The following is a 16651-nucleotide window of genomic DNA, read 5'->3' on the forward strand; positions in this document are numbered from 1 at the left end:
GGGTGAGGATGGGGTTGGCGCCTGCGGCGTTGGCGACGGGGAGCAGGGACATGCCTTCGACGGAGCCGTCGCCGGAGGGGACCTGCTCGGCGTAGCCGGCGCAGCCGGGGCCGACGAGGTTCGCGGCCGGGTCCATCATGGCGTCGGCCGAGGCGGAGGGGGCCATGCTGGCCTCTGCCGACGGCGACTCGCTCTCCATGGGGGCTTCGCTGGCCATGGTGGCCTCGCTGCTCGGAGCGGACTCCGACGCTGCGTCGTCGCCGCCGCCACAGGCTGCGAGACCGAACATCGAGACTGCTGCGATCCCGAGGATCGAGAGGTTCCTGCGCTTGGTAATTCCCATGAGAATTTCCTCCATAGATATGACCCGGCGGGTGCCTGCGGTCTGGGGTATTGGGTGAAACACATCGTGTCGATGTCTCGGAGGTACTTCGGGCGCCCTCGGAGGGTGGATGGGTGGGATCACCAAAGAAAATCTCGGCGGGCCTGATCCGCCCGCTGGTTGTTACCTGCCCGTGACCTGCGGCGATGTCGCAGCACGCGTGGGGCGCACGCCCGACCGTGGTCCGGACAGGGTCGCGGCGGCCGCCCTGGGCGGGATGACGGGGTGGTGCAGGAGGTACGGATGGGACTGGGGGCGGCGGCCGCCGGAGTGTCACCGGCGTGCGGTCTCCAGCGCGCTTCACCCCGCGGTCACGACCGTGCGGAAAAGAGGCCGGCGTAGACCACGAAGGCCCCCGACGGAGTCCTCCGTCAGGGGCCTTCACCGTGCGCAAGAGGGGACTTGAACCCCTACGTCCGAAGACACTGGAACCTAAATCCAGCGCGTCTGCCAATTCCGCCACTCGCGCGCCGACGTCCCCGCGCGGGGGCTTCGTCGTCGCCCTACTCTACCGGGCCGGATCCGGACGCGGACCGGCGGCGGCGGCGGGTGCTACTGGTCGATGCCGAGGTCACGACGCAGCTTCGCGACGTGACCCGTGGCGCGCACGTTGTACTGGGCCAGCGCGACGTCGCCGGCCTCGTCGACGACGACGGTGGACCGGATGAGGCCCTCGTAGGTCTTGCCGTAGTTCTTCTTCTCGCCCCAGGCGCCGTAGGCCTCGGCGACGCCGTGGTCCTCGTCGGAGAGGAGGGGGAACGTCAGGGCTTCCTTCTCGACGAAGGAGGCGAGCTTGCCGACGGGGTCCGGTGAGATGCCGAGGACGGAGTAGCCGGCTGCGTCGAGGGAGGCGAGGTTGTCGCGGAAGTCGCACGCTTCGGTGGTACAGCCCGGGGTCGCCGCCGCGGGGTAGAAGTAGACGACGACCTTCCGCCCCCGCAGGGAGGACAGCGTGACGCTGGTGCCCCCGGCGTCGCTGAGCGTGAAGTCGGGGGCACTATCACCGGTGGCGAGTCGTTGCGACATGCATACTCCTGAGGATCGGTCGGGTGGCCGGGCGGATCCCTGCGGGAGCAGGCCCTGTTCGGCCGGCCGGCGATGGTTCACTAGCCAGCCTAGCTATCATAGGTGGAAGATCCGACGCCGACGGCGGCTGCCGGTTGCGCAAGCGAGAGGAAGTGCACTGTTCTATGCCCGATCTGGAGCAATGGCCCACCGGTCGACTGCTGACGACGGCGGCGCGTCTCGTCGAGCACGCATGGAACGAGCGTCTCGTGGACATCGGGGTGACGCACGCGGGTGTGATCGCGCTCGGTGTCCTGGCCGATCAGGGGGCCATGACGCAGGCGAGCCTGGCGCAGATCGTCCGGGTGCAGGCGCAGACCATGGGGAAGACCCTGTCCAGGCTCGAGTCGCGGGGACACGTCACCCGTGTCCGGAACGATCTCGACCGCCGATCGCACCTCGTCTCCATCTCTCCCGCAGGCAGGCAGGTCCTGGATGCCGCGGACGACATCGAACGCACCCTCGTGGCGGGGGGCGGGCTGGTCTCGGACGAGCTGAGGGCCCACCTGCAGGTCGTCATCCGGGAGCTGGGCGCTCCGCGGTGGAACTGGGCGGCCACGGCCGCTCCCGCAGGCGCATCCATCGGGACACCGGACGCCACCGATCCGGCCGCTACGGTCCACAGCTGACCTGCGCCTGAGCGGCTGAGAGCTCCGCACCCCCTGCTCACCCACCCCCTGCCGGTCCGGCAGGGGGTTTTTCGTGCGCCAGGAGCCCGCGTTGCGACGCCGACGGTATACCTGACAGAAGCAGGCAAGGAAAGACCTCCGAGGAAAAGGATCGAGGAGGAGAAGGTGGTTGCGTACTAAGCAGGCTGATGTTTTGTTGGGGACGTACGTGTCCACCGCCCGACGGAGATCAGCATGCAGAGTACCGCCACATCCAGGCCGACCGATGGAGGTTCCCTGCGCCCGCCCGCAGGGACGCGCGACGTCGGCGTCCGGCCGGGCGGCTGCAGCGCCACGGAACAACCCCTCAAAGCGGCTCTGCAGGACGACATCGCGCTGCGGCACATGGATCTCGCGGAATCCGTGGCCCGCTCCTTCGCGATGACGGGCCCCGAGGCCTCCGATATCCGGCAGGTCGCCTACCTCGGCCTGATCAAGGCCGTGCAGCGCTTCAATCCGGGGCGCGGCGTCCCGTTCGCCTCCTTCGCCATCCCCACGATCGCGGGTGAGATCAAGCGCTACCTCCGTGATTCCTGCTGGGTCATCCGGCCTCCGCGGGAGGTCCAGGACCTCCGCACGGAGATCGCGCGGACGGCGCCCGCCATGGCGCAGCGGCTGGGCCGCGAGGCGACGGCACGCGAACTCGGGGTCGAGCTCGGCTGGCCGGAGCACAAGGTCCTCGAGGCGCAGGCCTCCCATTCCAGCCTCCGCCCCGATTCCCTCGACGCTCCGTTCGAGGGCCGGAGCTGGGCTGACACGCTCGCCACCGACTCCAACGGCATGGACCGCAGCGATGACATGATCTCCCTGCGTGGAGCCGTCAACGAGCTCGACGGCAGCGAGAAGGAGATGCTCTACCGGCGCTATTTCATGGAGCAGACGCAGCAGGTCATCGGCGACGAACTGGGGATGTCGCAGATGCAGGTCTCCCGGATGCTCGCCCGTATCCTCGTGAAGCTGCAGAAGCGCCTGCTGGGTGCACCTGCCCCCGAGCACGCGCGCGGTGTGCGGACGAATATCGCCTGAGTCCGCAGCATCGTCCGCCGGTCTGCAACCGACTCCCCGGGCGGCCGCCCGGATCCCGGGCCGTCCGGCTAGGAGATGCCGTGCGCCGCTGCCGCCGCCAGGACCTGGTCGGCGGTCACCGCCATCAGAGCGGGGTCGGGTGTGGGCGAGAACGTCTCCCCGACGCGCAGCGACTCGTCGGTCAGGACCGTGTGCGGACCGGGGGGTGGTCCCCACTCCGAGGCCGGCGCCGGCCCGAAGAGCACCACGGAAGGCCTCGCGTACGCCGAGGCGAGATGCGCGGCACCGGTGTCCGCCGAGATGACGAGGGATGCGCCCGCGACGAGGCGGGCGAACCTGTCGAGGGGGAGGTTCCCGGCCGCGACCGTGTCCTCGGGCAGTCCCGCGGCGTCGGCCACGGCGAGTGCCCGGGGCCGCTCCTTCCCGCTGCCGGTGAAGACCACCCGGTGGCCCGACGCCGCCAGGACGCGGGCCACCGCCGCGAACCGTTCGACGGGCCACAGGCGGCTTCCGTACGCCGCACCCACGTGGACGACCACGGCGTCGGGCGTGGGGCTGTCGCCGTCGGGCACGCGCAGCCTGCAGTCCAGGGGGTCGGCGGGTACGCCGTGCCAGCTGACGAGGCGCGCCCACCGCTCCCGCTCCAGCACGCCGTCCTCCCACTCCGGACCCTCCCAGCCGGGTGAGCGGTGACCCATGCGGCGCTGCGCACCGATCTCCTCCAGGCGCCCGCGGCTCTCCTCGCCGTTGCCGTGCAGGTTGACCGCGAGGTCGATCCGCCCGTACTCGATGGGCAGCGGATCGTCCAGCCCGTGGGTGGGCAGGAGGTCGTCGATCGCACCCGTCAGTCCGACGACGGGCCGGAGCCACTCCTGGGCCGCGTAGAGGATGCGGTGCTCGGGGAAGGCCCGCCGGAGGCCCTTGAGGGCGGGCACGGCGACCAGGAGGTCGCCCAGCTTCAGCGCACGCAGCGCGAGGATCTCCGGCCGGCCGTCCGGCGCCGGCGTCGAAGGGGACGCAGCCCCTGGACGTACGTGGGGGATCGGCTGCTGCGCGCCGGCGGTGCTGGAGTCCTCGGAAGTCATGCGGATCATCCTGCCAGAGGAAGCGGGCAGGCCCGGCCGGACCCGTCGCCGCCGCAGCCCCACGGGCAGCGGCGGAGGTACCACCCGGTGGAGCAGCGGCAGACGGAAGGAGAAGCAGGAGGAGGAGGAGAAGAAGTTCGGCGAGAAGTGTTTAGTCCTGCTGCTTTCCGGGAACTAAGCCTGTATGCATACTTCGGCCGAGCGACCACGGACCGCCCCCAGCGCCGTCCTGTTCGACCGCGACGGGACGATCGTCGTGGACGTCCCCTACAACGGTGATCCGTCCCTGGTCCGGCCCATGGCCGGCGCCAAGGAGGTCCTCGACGGCCTGCGCTCGCGCGGCATCCCCGTCGGCGTCGTCACGAACCAGTCGGGCATAGCCCGCGGCCTCGTCACGCGCGGGCAGGTCGACGCCGTCAACGCCCGCGTCGAGGAACTGCTCGGACCGTTCGACGTCTGGGAGGTCTGTCCACACGGCAGCGGGGACGGCTGTGCCTGCCGCAAGCCCGAGCCCGGCATGGTGCTCTCGGCGACCGCGCGCCTCGGGCTCGAGCCCGGCGAGGTGGCCCTGATCGGTGACATCGGGGCGGACATGGGTGCGGCAGCCGCCGCGGGAGCCCGCGGGGTTTTGGTGCCGACGGACATCACGCTGCAGGACGAGGTCCGTGACGCCCCTGCGGTGGCCGGGACGCTCGCCGGAGCCGTGGACCTCCTCTGGGCGGGCACCGCATGAGGCGCACGGTGCTGGTGGCACGCCTGGACAGCGCCGGGGACGTGCTGCTCGCCGGCCCCGCCGTCCGGGCCATCGCCGCCGGTGACCACGGGGACTCGCCCAACGACGTCGTCATGCTCTGCGGACCGCAGGGGGCGGCGGCGGCACGCCTGCTGCCGGGTGTCGTCGACGTCGTCGTCTGGCGTGCGCCGTGGATCATCGATCCCGCACCCGAGCCCACACCGGAGCTCGTGCAGGACCTGCACGACGCCGTGGTGGCCGCGGACGTGGACGAGGCCGTGATCCTCACCTCGTTCCACCAGTCGCCGCTGCCGCTCGCCCTGCTGCTCCGCCTCGCAGGGGTTCGGAGGATCGCCGGTGCGTCCGTCGACTACGCCGGCTCCCTGCTCGATGTCCGGCTGAAGCCGGGCGAGGACTTCCCGGAGGACCAGCCGGAGGCCGAGCGTGCGCTCGGCATCGCCGAGGCGGCGGGGTACGCACTGCCCCCGGGCGACGACGGCCGCCTCCGGGTCACCCATCTCGCCGACGCCGCCGAGCTCGTCGGGCGGGGGCCGTACGTGGTCGTCCATCCCGGCGCGTCCGTGCCCGCCCGGGCCTGGCCGCCGCTGCACCACGCGGCCGCCGTCGAACTCCTGACGGCCGCCGGCTTCCGGGTGGTCGTCACCGGCGGCCCCGACGAGACAGAGCTCACCTCGACGGTCGCAGGACCGGAGGCCCTGGACCTCGGCGGCCGGACCGACCTGCCGGCCCTCGGTGCGGTCCTCGCCGGAGCGACCGTGGTGATCACGGGGAACACCGGCCCGGCCCACCTGGCAGCAGCAGTGGGCACGCCCGTCGTCTGCCTGTTCTCACCCGTGGTCCCGGCGGTCCGGTGGGCGCCCTACCGGGTGCCGGTGGAACTGCTGGGCGACCAGGACGCGGCCTGCGCGCTCAGCCGCGCGCGCATCTGCCCCGTCCAGGGACACCCGTGCCTGTCCGACGTCTCGCCGGAGGACGTGGTGGACGCTGTCCTGCGGCTCGGGTCCGGAATATCGTCACTCGGCTCGCGCCGCAGCATCGGCCGCACCGACGGCCGCAAAACGAGGGGAAACCGATGAGGATCCTGGTATGGCACGTCCACGGCGGATGGACCGACGCCTTCGTGCGGGGCGAGCACACCTACGTGCTGCCCACGACGCCCGACGGCGGTCCCTGGGGGCTCGGCCGGGCAGGCCGCGACTGGCCGTCCTCCGTGATCGAGGTGGCTCCCGCCGATCTCGCGGACGCCGGCATCGACGTCGTCGTCCTGCAGCGTCCCGAGGAGATCGCCGAGTGCGAGCGCCTCCTCGGCAGGACACCGGGACGCGACCTTCCCGCCGTCTTCCTCGAGCACAACACGCCCCGCCGCGACATCGTGGGCTCCGTCCACCCCCTCGCCGGGCAGGACGAGATCCCGATCATCCACGTGACGCACTTCAACGAGCTCTTCTGGGACAACGGGGGAGCGCCCACCACGGTGATCGAGCACGGCATCGTGGACCCGGGCTACCTCTACACGGGGGAGCTGCAGCAGCTCGCCGCGGTGATCAACGAGCCGGTCCGGCGCGGACGCATCACCGGTACCGACCTGCTGCCCCGTTTCGCGGGCATCGCACCGCTCGAGGTGTTCGGCATGGGCACCGACGGGCTCGGCGACTCCCTCGACCTCGGGCCCGGCGAACTGCGGATCGGCGGCGACCTGCCGACGGCCGAGCTGCACGCGCGGCTCGGGCGCTCCAGGGCCTACGTGCACCCCCTGCGCTGGACCTCGCTCGGTCTCTCGCTCCTCGAGGCCATGCACGTGGGCCTCCCGGTCCTGGTCCTGGCGACGACGGAGGCGGCACGCGCGGTGCCGCCGGGGGCCGGGGCCGTCTCCACGCGCGTCGACGACCTCGTCCGCGTGGCAGCCGAACTCATCGACGACCCCGACGAGGCCCGCGCACGCGGACTCGTGGCACGGGACGCGGCCCTGGAACGCTACGGGCTCGCCCGGTTCCTGGCCGATTGGGACGACGTCCTGGGACAGGAGCCCACCCGGCACCGCGTCCTGGCGGTTACAGAAAGGAGAGCGCAGTGAGGATATCGATGGTGTCTGAGCATGCAAGTCCACTCGCGGCACTGGGGGGCGTCGATGCCGGCGGACAGAACGTCCACGTCGCCGAGCTGTCCCTGGCACTCGCCCGGCGCGGTCACGATGTCACCGTGTACACGCGCCGCGACGACCCCGCCCTCCCGGACCGGGTCCGGACCGACGCGCGGCTGGAGGTCGTCCACATCGACGCCGGTCCCGCCCGCCACGTCCCCAAGGACATGCTGCTGCCCTTCATGGGCGAACTCGCCGACGGGATCGTCCGGGACTGGGGACAGGAGCCGGCGGACATCGTCCACGGCCACTTCTGGATGTCCGGGCTCGCCGCGCTCGATGCCGCCCGCCAATCGCGCAGCGTGGGCCGGGACGTCCAGGTCCTCCAGACCTTCCACGCCCTCGGCACCGTCAAGCGGCGGCACCAGGGCGTCGAGGACACCAGCCCGTCCGAGCGGCTCATGCTCGAGGCCATGGTGGGGCGCAGCGCCGACCGCGTGGTGGCCACCTGCTCGGACGAGGTGTTCGAGCTCAAGGCCATGGGCGTGCCCGCTAACCGCGTCTCGATTGCGCCCTGCGGCGTGGATCTCGACCTCTTCGGTCCCCACGGACCGGTGGAGGAGCGGGAGCGGCCGCACCGGATCGTCAGCGTGGGCCGCCTCGTGCCGCGGAAGGGCATGGACCTCGTGATCCGGGCGCTCCGTGAACTCGCCGACACCGGACGCGACGACGTCGAACTCCTGATCGTCGGCGGGGGCGGCAACACATCCGTCCTCGAGGACGATCCGGAGGCGCAGCGGCTCGTCGCGCTCGCCACGGAGCTCGGCGTCGCCGACCGCGTGGTGCTCCGCGGCCAGGTCTCCCGCGCCGAGATGCCCGCCCTCCTCCGCAGCGCCGACGCCGTCGTCTGCGCCCCGTGGTACGAGCCGTTCGGGATCGTCCCCCTCGAGGCCATGGCGTGCGGGGTCCCTGTCGTCGCGGCCGCCGTCGGCGGGCTCGTGGACACCGTGGTGGATGGCAAGACCGGCCTGCATGTCCCGCCCCAGGATCCTGCGGCGATCGCTGTCGCCGTCGCCGAGGTGCTGGCCGATCCCACCTGGGCGCGGGAACTCGGGGACAACGGCCACCGGCGCGTCCGGGCACGCTACTCCTGGAGCCGCATCGCGGCCGACACGGAGAAGGCCTACCAGCTGGCGCTCGGGGCGGCAGTCCCCGCAGCACCGGCAACAGCGCGGCGGAGCGCCGCGCGTCGACTCGAGAGCACAGGAGGCAGGGCACTGTGACCACGCACCTTTCCGACATCTCCACCGTTCGTGCGGCACCGGCCGCCCCGGCCCGGGAGGGGGTAGCCCTCGCCCCGGCGCACCGGGACCAGGAGCGTCGTCCGCAGGACGCCGTCCAGCAGGACGCGCGCCGGATCGTCATGGAGCACCTCCGCGCCGTCAGCCCGGCGGTCGAGTCCCTCGCGCAGAATGCGGGGACCCTCGCCGGGTGGGGCATCGAGATGGCGACCCGGCTCATCGCGGGCCAGCGGCTCCTCGCCGCCGGCAACGGCGGCTCCGCCGCCGAGGCCCAGCACCTCACCGCGGAGCTGGTGGGCCGGTTCGACGGGGAACGTGAGCCCTTCTCGGCCATCTCCCTGCACGCCGAGAGCTCCGCGGTCACCGCGATCGCCAACGACTACGGCTTCGACCAGCTGTTCGCACGCCAGGTGCGCGCCCACGGCCGTCGCGGCGACATCCTGGTGCTGCTCAGCACCAGCGGCAAGAGCCCGAACCTCCTCGGCGCCGTCACCGCAGCCCGCGAGGCGGGCATCACCACGTGGGCGCTCACGGGAGCGGGGCCCAACCCGCTGACCGAGTGCGTGGACGACTTCATCGCCGTCGAGGCGCAGTCCGCCAACGCGCAGGAGGGCCATCTGATCGCGCTGCACGCCATCTGCCGCGCCTTCGACGCGGAGGTCCGCCGCCGTCGCCAGGAGGAGCAGCGATGAGGATCGTGGTGGTCGGCGACGTGCTGCTCGACACGGACCTGTCCGGCGGAGCGGGCCGCCTGTCACCCGACGCTCCGGTGCCGGTCGTCGACGTCGACGCGGTCCGGCGCCGCGCCGGTGGTGCCGGGCTCGTGGCGCGCATGCTGCAGGACGACGGCCACGAGGCCGTCCTGGTGACGGTCCTCGGGGATGATGCCGCCGCCGGCCTGCTGCGCGCGGAGCTTGAGGGCATCACCGTGATCGCCGGTCCCTCGGGGGCGCCCACGCCGGTGAAGACCCGCGTGCGGGCCTCGGGCCAGCCGGTGGTGCGCTTCGACGAGGGCTGCGCCACGCCGCCCGTCCCCGGGTGCACCGCCGACATGCTCGCGGCCCTGGCGGACGCGGATGCCATCATCGCGGCCGACTACGGCCGCGGGCTGCTCGCCGACGAGGAGCTCCGCGGCCGCCTGGAGGCCCTGACGGTCTCCACGCCGGTGGTGTGGGATCCGCATCCCGCAGGTGCCCGTCCGGTCCCGGGCGTCGCCGCGGTCACGCCGAACCTCGGGGAGGCACTGCGCTTCGCCGGCGTGGCGGGTACCGGCACCACGGGGGCGGCATCGGCCGCCGAAGCCCTGCTCGCGGACTGGGGGAGCCGCGCCGTCATCGTGACGATGGGCGAGCACGGTGCCCTCGTCGCGGCGTCGGGGCTCCTGCCCCAGGTTGTCCCCGCGCCGCGCGTCACCGCCACCGATCCGTGCGGTGCCGGCGACCGTTTCGCGTCGGCGCTCGCCCTCGGCCTCGCCGCGGGGATGACGACCGACTCCGCTGCCCAGCAGGCGGCAGAAGCTGCCGCGCACTTCCTCGCCGCCGGCGGTGTCGGTGCGATGGGAGGGCCACGGGAGGACGCGCCCCGGCAGCTGCCCGTGGACGGTCTGGACGCCCTGACCGTCGCACAGCGCACGCGGGATGCGGGGGGCACGGTGGTCGCGACCGGCGGATGCTTCGACCTCCTCCACGCCGGCCACGCCCGGACGCTCGCGGCTGCCCGCCGGCTCGGCGACTGCCTGATCGTGTGCCTGAACTCCGACGAGTCGGTCCGCGGACTGAAAGGCGAGCACCGGCCCATCATCAAACAGGAGGACCGCGCCGAACTGCTGTCCGCCCTCGAATGCGTCGATGCCGTGCTCGTGTTCGGCGAATCGACGCCGGAGAACGCCATCTCCCGCCTGCAGCCCGACATCTGGGTCAAGGGCGGCGACTACGCGGCCGAGGACCTCCCGGAGGCCGCCCTCGTGAGCAGCTGGGGTGGACGGACGGTCACCGTCCCCTACATCCCGGCCCGCTCCACCACGAAACTTGCAGCCGCGCTCGCACGCGTGGGCTGACGAGCTGCACATCCGCACGCGATCCGATCCGATGGGCCGCGTGCACGCGACGAAAGGAACAGCGTGAGCGAGAACATGAGCGGGACCAGCAGCCGGACCACGAGCGGCACCGGCGTCAACCCCGGGCGCGTCCTGGTCACCGGGGGAGGCTCCGGTCTGGGCGCGGCCATCGTGCAGGGCGTCCTGGCCGCGGGAGGCACCGCGGTGGTGCTGGACCGCGACATCAGCCGCGTCACCGGCGTGAAGGCCTTCGAGGTGGACGTCGCCGACCGCGAGGCGGTCGAGAAGGCCGTGCGCGAGGCGGCGGAGACGATGGACGGGCTCGACGCCGTCGTGACCGCAGCCGGGATCGACCGCTGCGGCGCGCTCGACACGGTGCCCGCCGAGGAGTGGGAGAAGGTGATCGGCGTCAATCTGATGGGGACGGCGTCGACGGCCCGAGCCGCCCTGCCGTACCTCAAGCAGACGCACGGGCGCGTGGTCACCATCGCCTCGACCCTCGGCATCAAGGCCGTGGGGGATGCGACGGCCTACTGCGCCTCGAAGTTCGGGGTCATGGGCTTCTCGCAGGCGCTCGCCGCGGAGACAGCAGGGCAGATCGGCGTCACGACGATCATCCCGGGCGGCATGAAGACCCGCTTCTTCGACGACCGCGACGAGCAGTACAAGCCGCAGGACGACTCACGGCTCAACGACCCCGAGCGCGTGGCTGAGGCCATCCTGTTCGCGCTCTCGCAGCCCAGGAGCTGCGAGATCCGCGAGATGGTCATCGCCCACGCAGAAGAAGGCTCGTGGCCCTGAGTTCGGCCACGTCCGCGTAGACGGCATCGGGCTGGACGGTCGCGACGAACGAGTCATCGTGCTCGCAGCGCTCCGCCGTCCAGCCCACCTGCGTGACGTCCACCCCGCACACGGGGCACTGCGACACCCAGGAGAAGTGGACGCGGTGGAGCGTGCGGCCGATCGCGCCCGCGTTGATCACGTTGCCGATCCAGTAGACGCCGACGGTCGGGGTGCCCACCGCCTGTGCGAGGTGCCGCGGGCCGCTGTCGTTGCCCACCATCACCGCGCTCCGGTCGAGGACACCAGTGAGCTCGCCCAGCGTGAGCTGCCCCGCAAGGGACCGCACGTTCGCGGCGGGCGCCGCCGCGCGGGCGAGCCCCACGATCTCCTCCGCCGTACCGGCGTCGCCCGCGTCACCGACCACCACCACCTCGCAGCCGTCCGCGGCCGCGCGCACGGCCACCTCCGCGAAGGACGACGACGGCCACCGCCTCCGCGGATCCGTCGCACCCGGATGCAGGGCGATCACGGCGCCGTCGCCCGTGAGCCGCCGGGCGCGGTCCGCCTCGGCCGCCGTGACCTGCACACGCGGCTCGAGATCCACCGGCACGGCACCGGCCAGTCCCACGACCTCGAGAGCCCGGAAGACCTCGTGCTGGTAGTAGACGTAGGGGATGGTGCGTTCGAGTGCGGCGGCGTCGGGCGTGCGCGTACCGATGGTGTGGCGGGCGCCGAGACGCAGCACGAACGGATTGGAGTTGCGTCCGCCGCCGTGCAGCTGCACCGCGAGGTCGAAGGAGCCGGACAGCCCGTCGAAGAAACCGTCGACGGCGGCCGTACCCGCCATGCCGTCCACCCCGTCGTCCACCCCGCCGTCCACCGCGCCGTCCACCCCGCCGTCCACCGCGCCGCCGGGCCGGACGCCGGGGGAGAAGGGCAGCTCGACGATCCGCGACACCGGTCCCGGCCTGCCCCCGAGCAGGGCGGCATGGCCGGGCATGCCCAGCAGGGTGATCTCCGCGTCGGGGTAGCGGGACTTCAGGGCGGCGATGGCCGGCAGTGCGAACATGAGGTCGCCCAGCCCGCCGCCGCGCAGGACGGCGATGCGCCGGACGTCCTCGAAGGGCGGGAGCACCGGGCCCACGGCCCGTGCCGTGTCCTGCCTGCCGCCGAAGTCCGCCGTCGTCTGTCCCTGCCCCATGCGCGTGTTCCCCGTTCGTGTCGTGTCATCGGCACCGTGCACCGTGCACCGTGCACCGTGCACCGTGCACCGTGCACCGTGCACCGTGCACCGTGGTCGTGCGTCGTGGTCCTGACCCGGTCGGGCGACGGATGTGCCTGCCTCCAGCTGTACACAGCAGCAGGGGTGCTGTCCATGCCTTTCACGGACCCGATCCATCGATCGCACCTGCTGCCGTAACCATATGCTAAGCGTGCTGATGGTCACGCGGGAGCGGCGTAGAAATCGGCCCCTGTGCTGTGTGAAGCAGCGGGAGCGGGGTATGGAACCAGCAGCGGCGGCCGTCGTGCCCAGATCCCATCGGCGATCAGGGCGGAACAGCCGCAGCAGACCAGCAGCACGCCGAACGCCAAGGAGCGCAATGTCCATCCAGTCCCAGGCACCCACCCTGCTTGATGCGCAGGACGACGCGTCCATCACGATCACGAGCCCCCTGGACGGGTCGGAGGTGGGTTCCCTGCCCTGCACCACCCGCGAGCAGATCGGCCTCGCCGTGTCCCTTGCCCGCGCCGTCCAGCCCGAATGGGCCGCCACGAGCCCGGCCGATCGCGGAGCCGCCCTGCGTCGGGCAGCAGCAGCACTGCGCGCCGGTGCCGAGGAACTCGCGGCCCTCAATACGCGGGAGACGGGCAAGCCCCCTGCCGACGCGCTCGGCGGGATCGAGGCCGGCATCTCCACCCTCGAGCAGTACGCGGAACTCGGTCCCGTGCACCGGGGACTGAGTCTCCGCGGCGCGGCCACCGCCAGCGACTACACCGTCGCCGAGCCCCGAGGGATCGCCGTGCTCCTCACCCCCTGGAACGATCCCGTGGCGGTCGCAGCGGGCCTCATCGGCGCAGCCCTCGTCACCGGCAACACGGTCATCCACAAGCCGAGCGAGCGCTGCCCGCACGTGGGCGAGATGCTCGGGCGGCTCCTGCAGCCGGCCTTCCCCGACGGCGTGCTCACCACCCTGACCGGGGACGGCGACGTGGGCCGGCTGCTCACCATCGAGACCGACATCGACGTCGTCGCGCATGTGGGCTCGAGCGCCACGGGCGGGCGGATCGCCCGCGCGGCCTCCCTCACCGGTGCGCACGTGATCCGCGAGAACGGCGGCAACGATCCCCTCCTCGTCGACGCCGACGTCGATCCGGTGTGGGCCGCAGGCCAGGCGGCGCTCGGCGCCTTCGCCAACGCCGGCCAGATCTGCACCTCGGTGGAGCGGATCTACGTCCACCGCGACATCGCCGAGCCCTTCCTCGCCGCGCTGACCGAGGAGGCGCAGGCCTGGACCGGCAGCAGCGGCTTCCCGCCACTGGTCGACGAACGCATGCGCGACGCCGTGGAGGCGCAGGTCGGTGAGGCCGTCCAGCTCGGGGCGCGCTGCCTGGCCGGGGGCTCGGTGCCGGACGGACCCGGTGCCCACTACCCGGCGACGGTCCTGGCGGACTGCACGGGATCGATGACCGTGATGACGGAGGAGACCTTCGGGCCCGTGGCTCCCGTCACCGTGGTGGACAGCTTCCACGACGGCCTCCGCCTCGCCGCGTCCGGACCGTACGGGCTCGCCGCCTCGGTGCTGACCGGGAGCATCGCCCACGCCCAGCAGGCCATCGCGGCGCTCGCCGTCGGAACCGTCAAGGTCAACGCCGTGTTCGGTGGTGCGCCCGGCGGGGCCGCCCAGCCGCGCGGCATCAGCGGCGCCGGATTCGGCTACGGCCCGGAGCTGCTCGACGAGTTCGCCCTCGTCAAGGTGGTCCACATCAGCTCACCACCGCAGGGGGACGCCTGATGGCCGGCACGGGCGGGCCCGTCGGGGTCCCGGACGGCGAACTGTCGGACGTGCGGGGCCTCGCGGCCTGGCTCCCGGCCGCCATCGCCGACCGGGCACCGCGGATCACGGTGGTGGGGGACGCGATGCTCGACGGCTGGTGGAGCGGCACCATCGAGCGGTTCTGCCGCGAGGCGCCCGCACCCGTCGTCGACATCACGCGCCGCGACTACGCCGCGGGCGGAGCGGCGAACACGGCGATGAATCTCGCGGCCCTCGGCGCTCGGGTGCGGATGTGCGGCCTGATCGGCGACGACGACGCCGGCCGCCGGCTCCGCGGGATCCTGGACGGGGCGGGCGTGGACATCACCGACCTCGTCCAGGACGCCCGGGTGGGCACCACGACGAAGTACCGCATCCTCGGCGGCGACCAGGTCATGCTCCGCCTCGACGACACCCATGACGGCCTGCCCGCCGCCGCGATCACGGCCCTCGCTGCCCGCGTCCCGGACGCCGTGGCCGGCGCCGACGCCGTGATCGTGTGCGACTACGGATCGGGAGCCCTCGGAGACGAGGTCCGCGCGGCGCTCCGGCCCGGGGCAGGCCTGCACCCGGACACCCTCGTCGTCGTGGACGCCCATGACACGGCCGCCTGGGCCGGGGTGCAGCCGCACATCGTGACACCGAACGCGGGCGAGGCGGCACAGGTCCTCGGTATGCGACTCGATCCGCGCTCCGACCGCGCCTCGGTGGTGGCGGCGCGGCGGAGCGAGCTGCTGGCCGCGACCGCCGCCGCAGCCGTCGTCGTGACGCTCGACCGGGACGGGACCGTCCTGCTGACCGCGGACGGGGAGGCACACCGCACGTGGGCCCAGCCCGTGACCGAGAAGCAGGCCTCAGGCGCCGGGGACACCTTCGTGGCCGGCCTCACCGTGGCCCGCGCAGCGGGACTGCCGCTGACCACGAGCCTCGACCTCGCACAGGCCGCCGCGGATGTCGTGGTCCACCGGCCCGGCACCTCCGTCTGCACGACGTCGGACCTCACGAGCCACCTGCAGCAGTTCGCGGACACGGCACTCCCCACCGTCGACCTGCTGCGGCGGCTCGAGGAGGACCGCGCGGCCGGCCGGCGGATCGTGCTCACGAACGGGTGCTTCGACGTGCTGCACCGCGGCCACACGCGCTACCTCAACCAGGCCAAGCAGCTCGGTGACGTCCTCGTGGTGGCCCTCAACGACGACGCCGGCGTGCGGCGGCTGAAGGGCCCCGACCGTCCGATCAATCCCATCGCCGACCGCGCAGGGATCATCGCCTCGCTGAGCTGCGTGGACTACGTCACCGTCTTCGACACGGACACCCTGGTGCCGCTGATCGAGCTCGTGCGACCCGACGTCTACGCGAAGGGCGGCGACTACACGGCCCAGATGCTGGAGGAGACCCCGGCAGTCGAGGCGTGCGGCGGGCGGGTCAGCATCCTCGACTACGTGCCGGAGCGCTCCACCGCGGCCGTCGTCCGGCGGATCCGCTCGGCGCCCCTCGCGGGTGACGCGCCGTGACGCCGCGCTGGTCGGGGGAGTGGGCGCTCGAGGTCCCCGGCGAGGAGCCCGCCGTCGACGTGCTGATCCCCTCCTTCGGGCGTCCGGCGGAACTGGCGGTCACCCTCTCGGGGCTCGCTGCCCAGGAGGGTGTGCCCTTCCGCGTGACCGTGAGCGACCAGACGGAGGGTGACGCCGCGTCCTTCGTGCAGCCGGCGGTCCGGGCCATGCTGCGGGTGCTCGAGGCGCAGGGGCACCCGGTCCGGCTGGAGCGGCACCTGCCGCGCCGGGGCCTGGCCGAGCACAGGAACTACCTCCTCGGCCTCGCGACGGCGCCGTTCGTGCTCTTCCTCGACAACGACGTCTGGCTCGAGCCGGGCTCCCTGGACCGGATGAGCAGGGCGCTCCGCGGCGCCGGGTGCGGGTTCGTGGGATCCGCCGTGCAGGGCCTGTCCTACCTCGGCGACCGGCGGCCGCACGAGCGCAGCGAGCTCCGGCTGTGGCCGGACAACGAGGTCCTGCCCGAGCGCATCCGCCGCGGCACGGAGGGCTTCGCCCGGTGGCCGCTGCACAACGCGGCCAACCTGGCGCACGCCGCCGTCGAGCTCGCGATCCTGCCCGGTGAATGGCGCCTCTACCGCGTGGCCTGGGTGGGCGGGTGCGTCCTGTTCGATCGCGACGCCCTCGTGGAATGCGGCGGGTTCGACTTCTGGGACCGGCTCCCTTCCGGACATGCCGGCGAGGACGTCGCCGCGCAGTGGCGCGTGATGGAGCGCTACGGCGGCGCGGGCATCATCCCGTCCGGCGCGGTGCACCTCGAGGCACCCACCACGGTGACAGACCGTGACACAGACGCTGCCCACGTGATCCTGGGCCAGTGACGGTGCCCCCACCCGGGATGCACCTGCAGAGCATCGAACCGA

15 protein-coding genes, 1 tRNA gene and 1 pseudogene are annotated in these 16651 nt (G+C 72.6%); 12 read left to right on the forward strand and 5 right to left on the reverse strand.

Translation table 11 applies throughout. From position 1 onward, the window contains the following. The 3 genes and pseudogenes from ACTIMO_RS15435 to bcp all read right to left on the reverse strand — a co-directional run. Window positions 1-343: pseudogene (locus ACTIMO_RS15435) on the reverse strand (fasciclin domain-containing protein); the annotation flags it as partial. A gap of 426 nt (window positions 344-769) precedes the next feature. Next, window positions 770-851, reverse strand: a tRNA-Leu gene (locus tag ACTIMO_RS15440). An 83-nt stretch (window positions 852-934) separates the two neighbouring features. Beyond that, window positions 935-1408, reverse strand: coding sequence for a thioredoxin-dependent thiol peroxidase (gene bcp, locus ACTIMO_RS15445; protein ID WP_448182961.1), 474 nt, complete (start codon window positions 1406-1408; stop codon window positions 935-937). 164 nt (window positions 1409-1572) lie between these two features. On the opposite strand from bcp, the gene ACTIMO_RS15450 reads away from it, so the two are divergent. Both ACTIMO_RS15450 and ACTIMO_RS15455 read left to right on the forward strand, forming a co-directional pair. Next, window positions 1573-2076, forward strand: coding sequence for a MarR family winged helix-turn-helix transcriptional regulator (locus ACTIMO_RS15450; RefSeq protein WP_082471440.1), 504 nt, complete (start codon window positions 1573-1575; stop codon window positions 2074-2076). A 234-nt stretch (window positions 2077-2310) separates the two neighbouring features. Continuing rightward, window positions 2311-3141, forward strand: coding sequence for a sigma-70 family RNA polymerase sigma factor (locus tag ACTIMO_RS15455; RefSeq protein WP_448182962.1), 831 nt, complete (start codon window positions 2311-2313; stop codon window positions 3139-3141). 68 nt (window positions 3142-3209) lie between these two features. Here the strand turns inward: ACTIMO_RS15455 and ACTIMO_RS15460 are convergent, their stop codons facing one another. Beyond that, window positions 3210-4226, reverse strand: a complete 1017-nt coding sequence (locus ACTIMO_RS15460; RefSeq protein WP_448182963.1) for a glycosyltransferase family 9 protein — start codon at window positions 4224-4226, stop codon at window positions 3210-3212. Window positions 4227-4410: 184 nt separating this feature from the next. Here ACTIMO_RS15460 and ACTIMO_RS15465 point away from each other — a divergent pair, with 184 nt between their 5' ends. From ACTIMO_RS15465 to ACTIMO_RS15495, 7 genes are all read left to right on the forward strand, one after another. Continuing rightward, window positions 4411-4959 carry a D-glycero-alpha-D-manno-heptose-1,7-bisphosphate 7-phosphatase gene (locus tag ACTIMO_RS15465; RefSeq protein ID WP_055770469.1) on the forward strand — a complete coding sequence of 183 codons (549 nt, stop codon included), beginning with the start codon at window positions 4411-4413 and terminating at the stop codon, window positions 4957-4959. Further along, window positions 4956-6056 carry a glycosyltransferase family 9 protein gene (locus ACTIMO_RS15470; protein ID WP_055770471.1) on the forward strand — a complete coding sequence of 367 codons (1101 nt, stop codon included), beginning with the start codon at window positions 4956-4958 and terminating at the stop codon, window positions 6054-6056. Before ACTIMO_RS15465 ends, ACTIMO_RS15470 begins: the two co-directional genes overlap by 4 nt. Next, on the forward strand, window positions 6053-7054 hold the full coding sequence (locus tag ACTIMO_RS15475; RefSeq protein ID WP_055770473.1) for a glycosyltransferase: 1002 nt from the start codon (window positions 6053-6055) through the stop codon (window positions 7052-7054). Before ACTIMO_RS15470 ends, ACTIMO_RS15475 begins: the two co-directional genes overlap by 4 nt. Then, window positions 7051-8343 (forward strand): glycosyltransferase, encoded by a 1293-nt coding sequence (locus ACTIMO_RS15480; protein WP_055770476.1) that lies wholly within the window; start codon window positions 7051-7053, stop codon window positions 8341-8343. The genes ACTIMO_RS15475 and ACTIMO_RS15480 overlap by 4 nt, the downstream gene beginning before the upstream one ends. A 140-nt stretch (window positions 8344-8483) precedes the next feature. After that, window positions 8484-9053 carry a D-sedoheptulose-7-phosphate isomerase gene (locus ACTIMO_RS15485; RefSeq protein ID WP_055770859.1) on the forward strand — a complete coding sequence of 190 codons (570 nt, stop codon included), beginning with the start codon at window positions 8484-8486 and terminating at the stop codon, window positions 9051-9053. Then, complete coding sequence (locus ACTIMO_RS15490; protein WP_448182964.1) at window positions 9050-10417, forward strand: PfkB family carbohydrate kinase; 1368 nt, start codon at window positions 9050-9052, stop codon at window positions 10415-10417. Before ACTIMO_RS15485 ends, ACTIMO_RS15490 begins: the two co-directional genes overlap by 4 nt. Window positions 10418-10492: 75 nt before the next feature. Continuing rightward, window positions 10493-11218: an SDR family oxidoreductase gene (locus ACTIMO_RS15495; RefSeq protein WP_448183010.1), complete on the forward strand. Its 726-nt coding sequence runs from the start codon at window positions 10493-10495 to the stop codon at window positions 11216-11218. On the opposite strand, the gene ACTIMO_RS15500 is transcribed toward ACTIMO_RS15495, so the two are convergent. Beyond that, entirely contained in the window at window positions 11184-12401 is a 1218-nt protein-coding gene (locus ACTIMO_RS15500) for a glycosyltransferase family 9 protein (protein WP_448182965.1), read from the reverse strand. The two genes, ACTIMO_RS15495 and ACTIMO_RS15500, sit on opposite strands and share 35 nt — an antisense overlap. Before the next feature lie 400 nt (window positions 12402-12801). Here ACTIMO_RS15500 and ACTIMO_RS15505 point away from each other — a divergent pair, with 400 nt between their 5' ends. Genes ACTIMO_RS15505 through ACTIMO_RS15515 form a run of 3 tightly spaced genes read left to right on the forward strand, consistent with a single transcriptional unit; the run spans window position 12802 to window position 16609 of the window. Then, window positions 12802-14214: an aldehyde dehydrogenase family protein gene (locus ACTIMO_RS15505; RefSeq protein ID WP_448182966.1), complete on the forward strand. Its 1413-nt coding sequence runs from the start codon at window positions 12802-12804 to the stop codon at window positions 14212-14214. Continuing rightward, window positions 14214-15749 carry a PfkB family carbohydrate kinase gene (locus ACTIMO_RS15510; RefSeq protein ID WP_448182967.1) on the forward strand — a complete coding sequence of 512 codons (1536 nt, stop codon included), beginning with the start codon at window positions 14214-14216 and terminating at the stop codon, window positions 15747-15749. Before ACTIMO_RS15505 ends, ACTIMO_RS15510 begins: the two co-directional genes overlap by 1 nt. Next, window positions 15746-16609: a glycosyltransferase family 2 protein gene (locus tag ACTIMO_RS15515; RefSeq protein WP_448182968.1), complete on the forward strand. Its 864-nt coding sequence runs from the start codon at window positions 15746-15748 to the stop codon at window positions 16607-16609. The genes ACTIMO_RS15510 and ACTIMO_RS15515 overlap by 4 nt, the downstream gene beginning before the upstream one ends. Window positions 16610-16651 lie beyond the last annotated feature (42 nt).

The organism is Arthrobacter sp. CP30 (assembly GCF_053470025.1).

Excerpts from the sequence above, each read along its gene's own strand:
- bcp (WP_448182961.1), bottom strand. The coding sequence starts at position 1,408 with ATGTCGCAACGACTCGCCACCGGTGATAGTGCCCCCGACTTCACGCTC.
- ACTIMO_RS15450 (WP_082471440.1), top strand. The coding sequence starts at position 1,573 with ATGCCCGATCTGGAGCAATGGCCCACCGGTCGACTGCTGACGACGGCG.
- ACTIMO_RS15455 (WP_448182962.1), top strand. The coding sequence starts at position 2,311 with ATGCAGAGTACCGCCACATCCAGGCCGACCGATGGAGGTTCCCTGCGC.
- ACTIMO_RS15460 (WP_448182963.1), bottom strand. The coding sequence starts at position 4,226 with ATGACTTCCGAGGACTCCAGCACCGCCGGCGCGCAGCAGCCGATCCCC.
- ACTIMO_RS15465 (WP_055770469.1), top strand. The coding sequence starts at position 4,411 with ATGCATACTTCGGCCGAGCGACCACGGACCGCCCCCAGCGCCGTCCTG.
- ACTIMO_RS15470 (WP_055770471.1), top strand. The coding sequence starts at position 4,956 with ATGAGGCGCACGGTGCTGGTGGCACGCCTGGACAGCGCCGGGGACGTG.
- ACTIMO_RS15475 (WP_055770473.1), top strand. The coding sequence starts at position 6,053 with ATGAGGATCCTGGTATGGCACGTCCACGGCGGATGGACCGACGCCTTC.
- ACTIMO_RS15485 (WP_055770859.1), top strand. The coding sequence starts at position 8,484 with ATGGAGCACCTCCGCGCCGTCAGCCCGGCGGTCGAGTCCCTCGCGCAG.
- ACTIMO_RS15490 (WP_448182964.1), top strand. The coding sequence starts at position 9,050 with ATGAGGATCGTGGTGGTCGGCGACGTGCTGCTCGACACGGACCTGTCC.
- ACTIMO_RS15495 (WP_448183010.1), top strand. The coding sequence starts at position 10,493 with ATGAGCGGGACCAGCAGCCGGACCACGAGCGGCACCGGCGTCAACCCC.
- ACTIMO_RS15500 (WP_448182965.1), bottom strand. The coding sequence starts at position 12,401 with ATGGGGCAGGGACAGACGACGGCGGACTTCGGCGGCAGGCAGGACACG.
- ACTIMO_RS15505 (WP_448182966.1), top strand. The coding sequence starts at position 12,802 with ATGTCCATCCAGTCCCAGGCACCCACCCTGCTTGATGCGCAGGACGAC.
- ACTIMO_RS15510 (WP_448182967.1), top strand. The coding sequence starts at position 14,214 with ATGGCCGGCACGGGCGGGCCCGTCGGGGTCCCGGACGGCGAACTGTCG.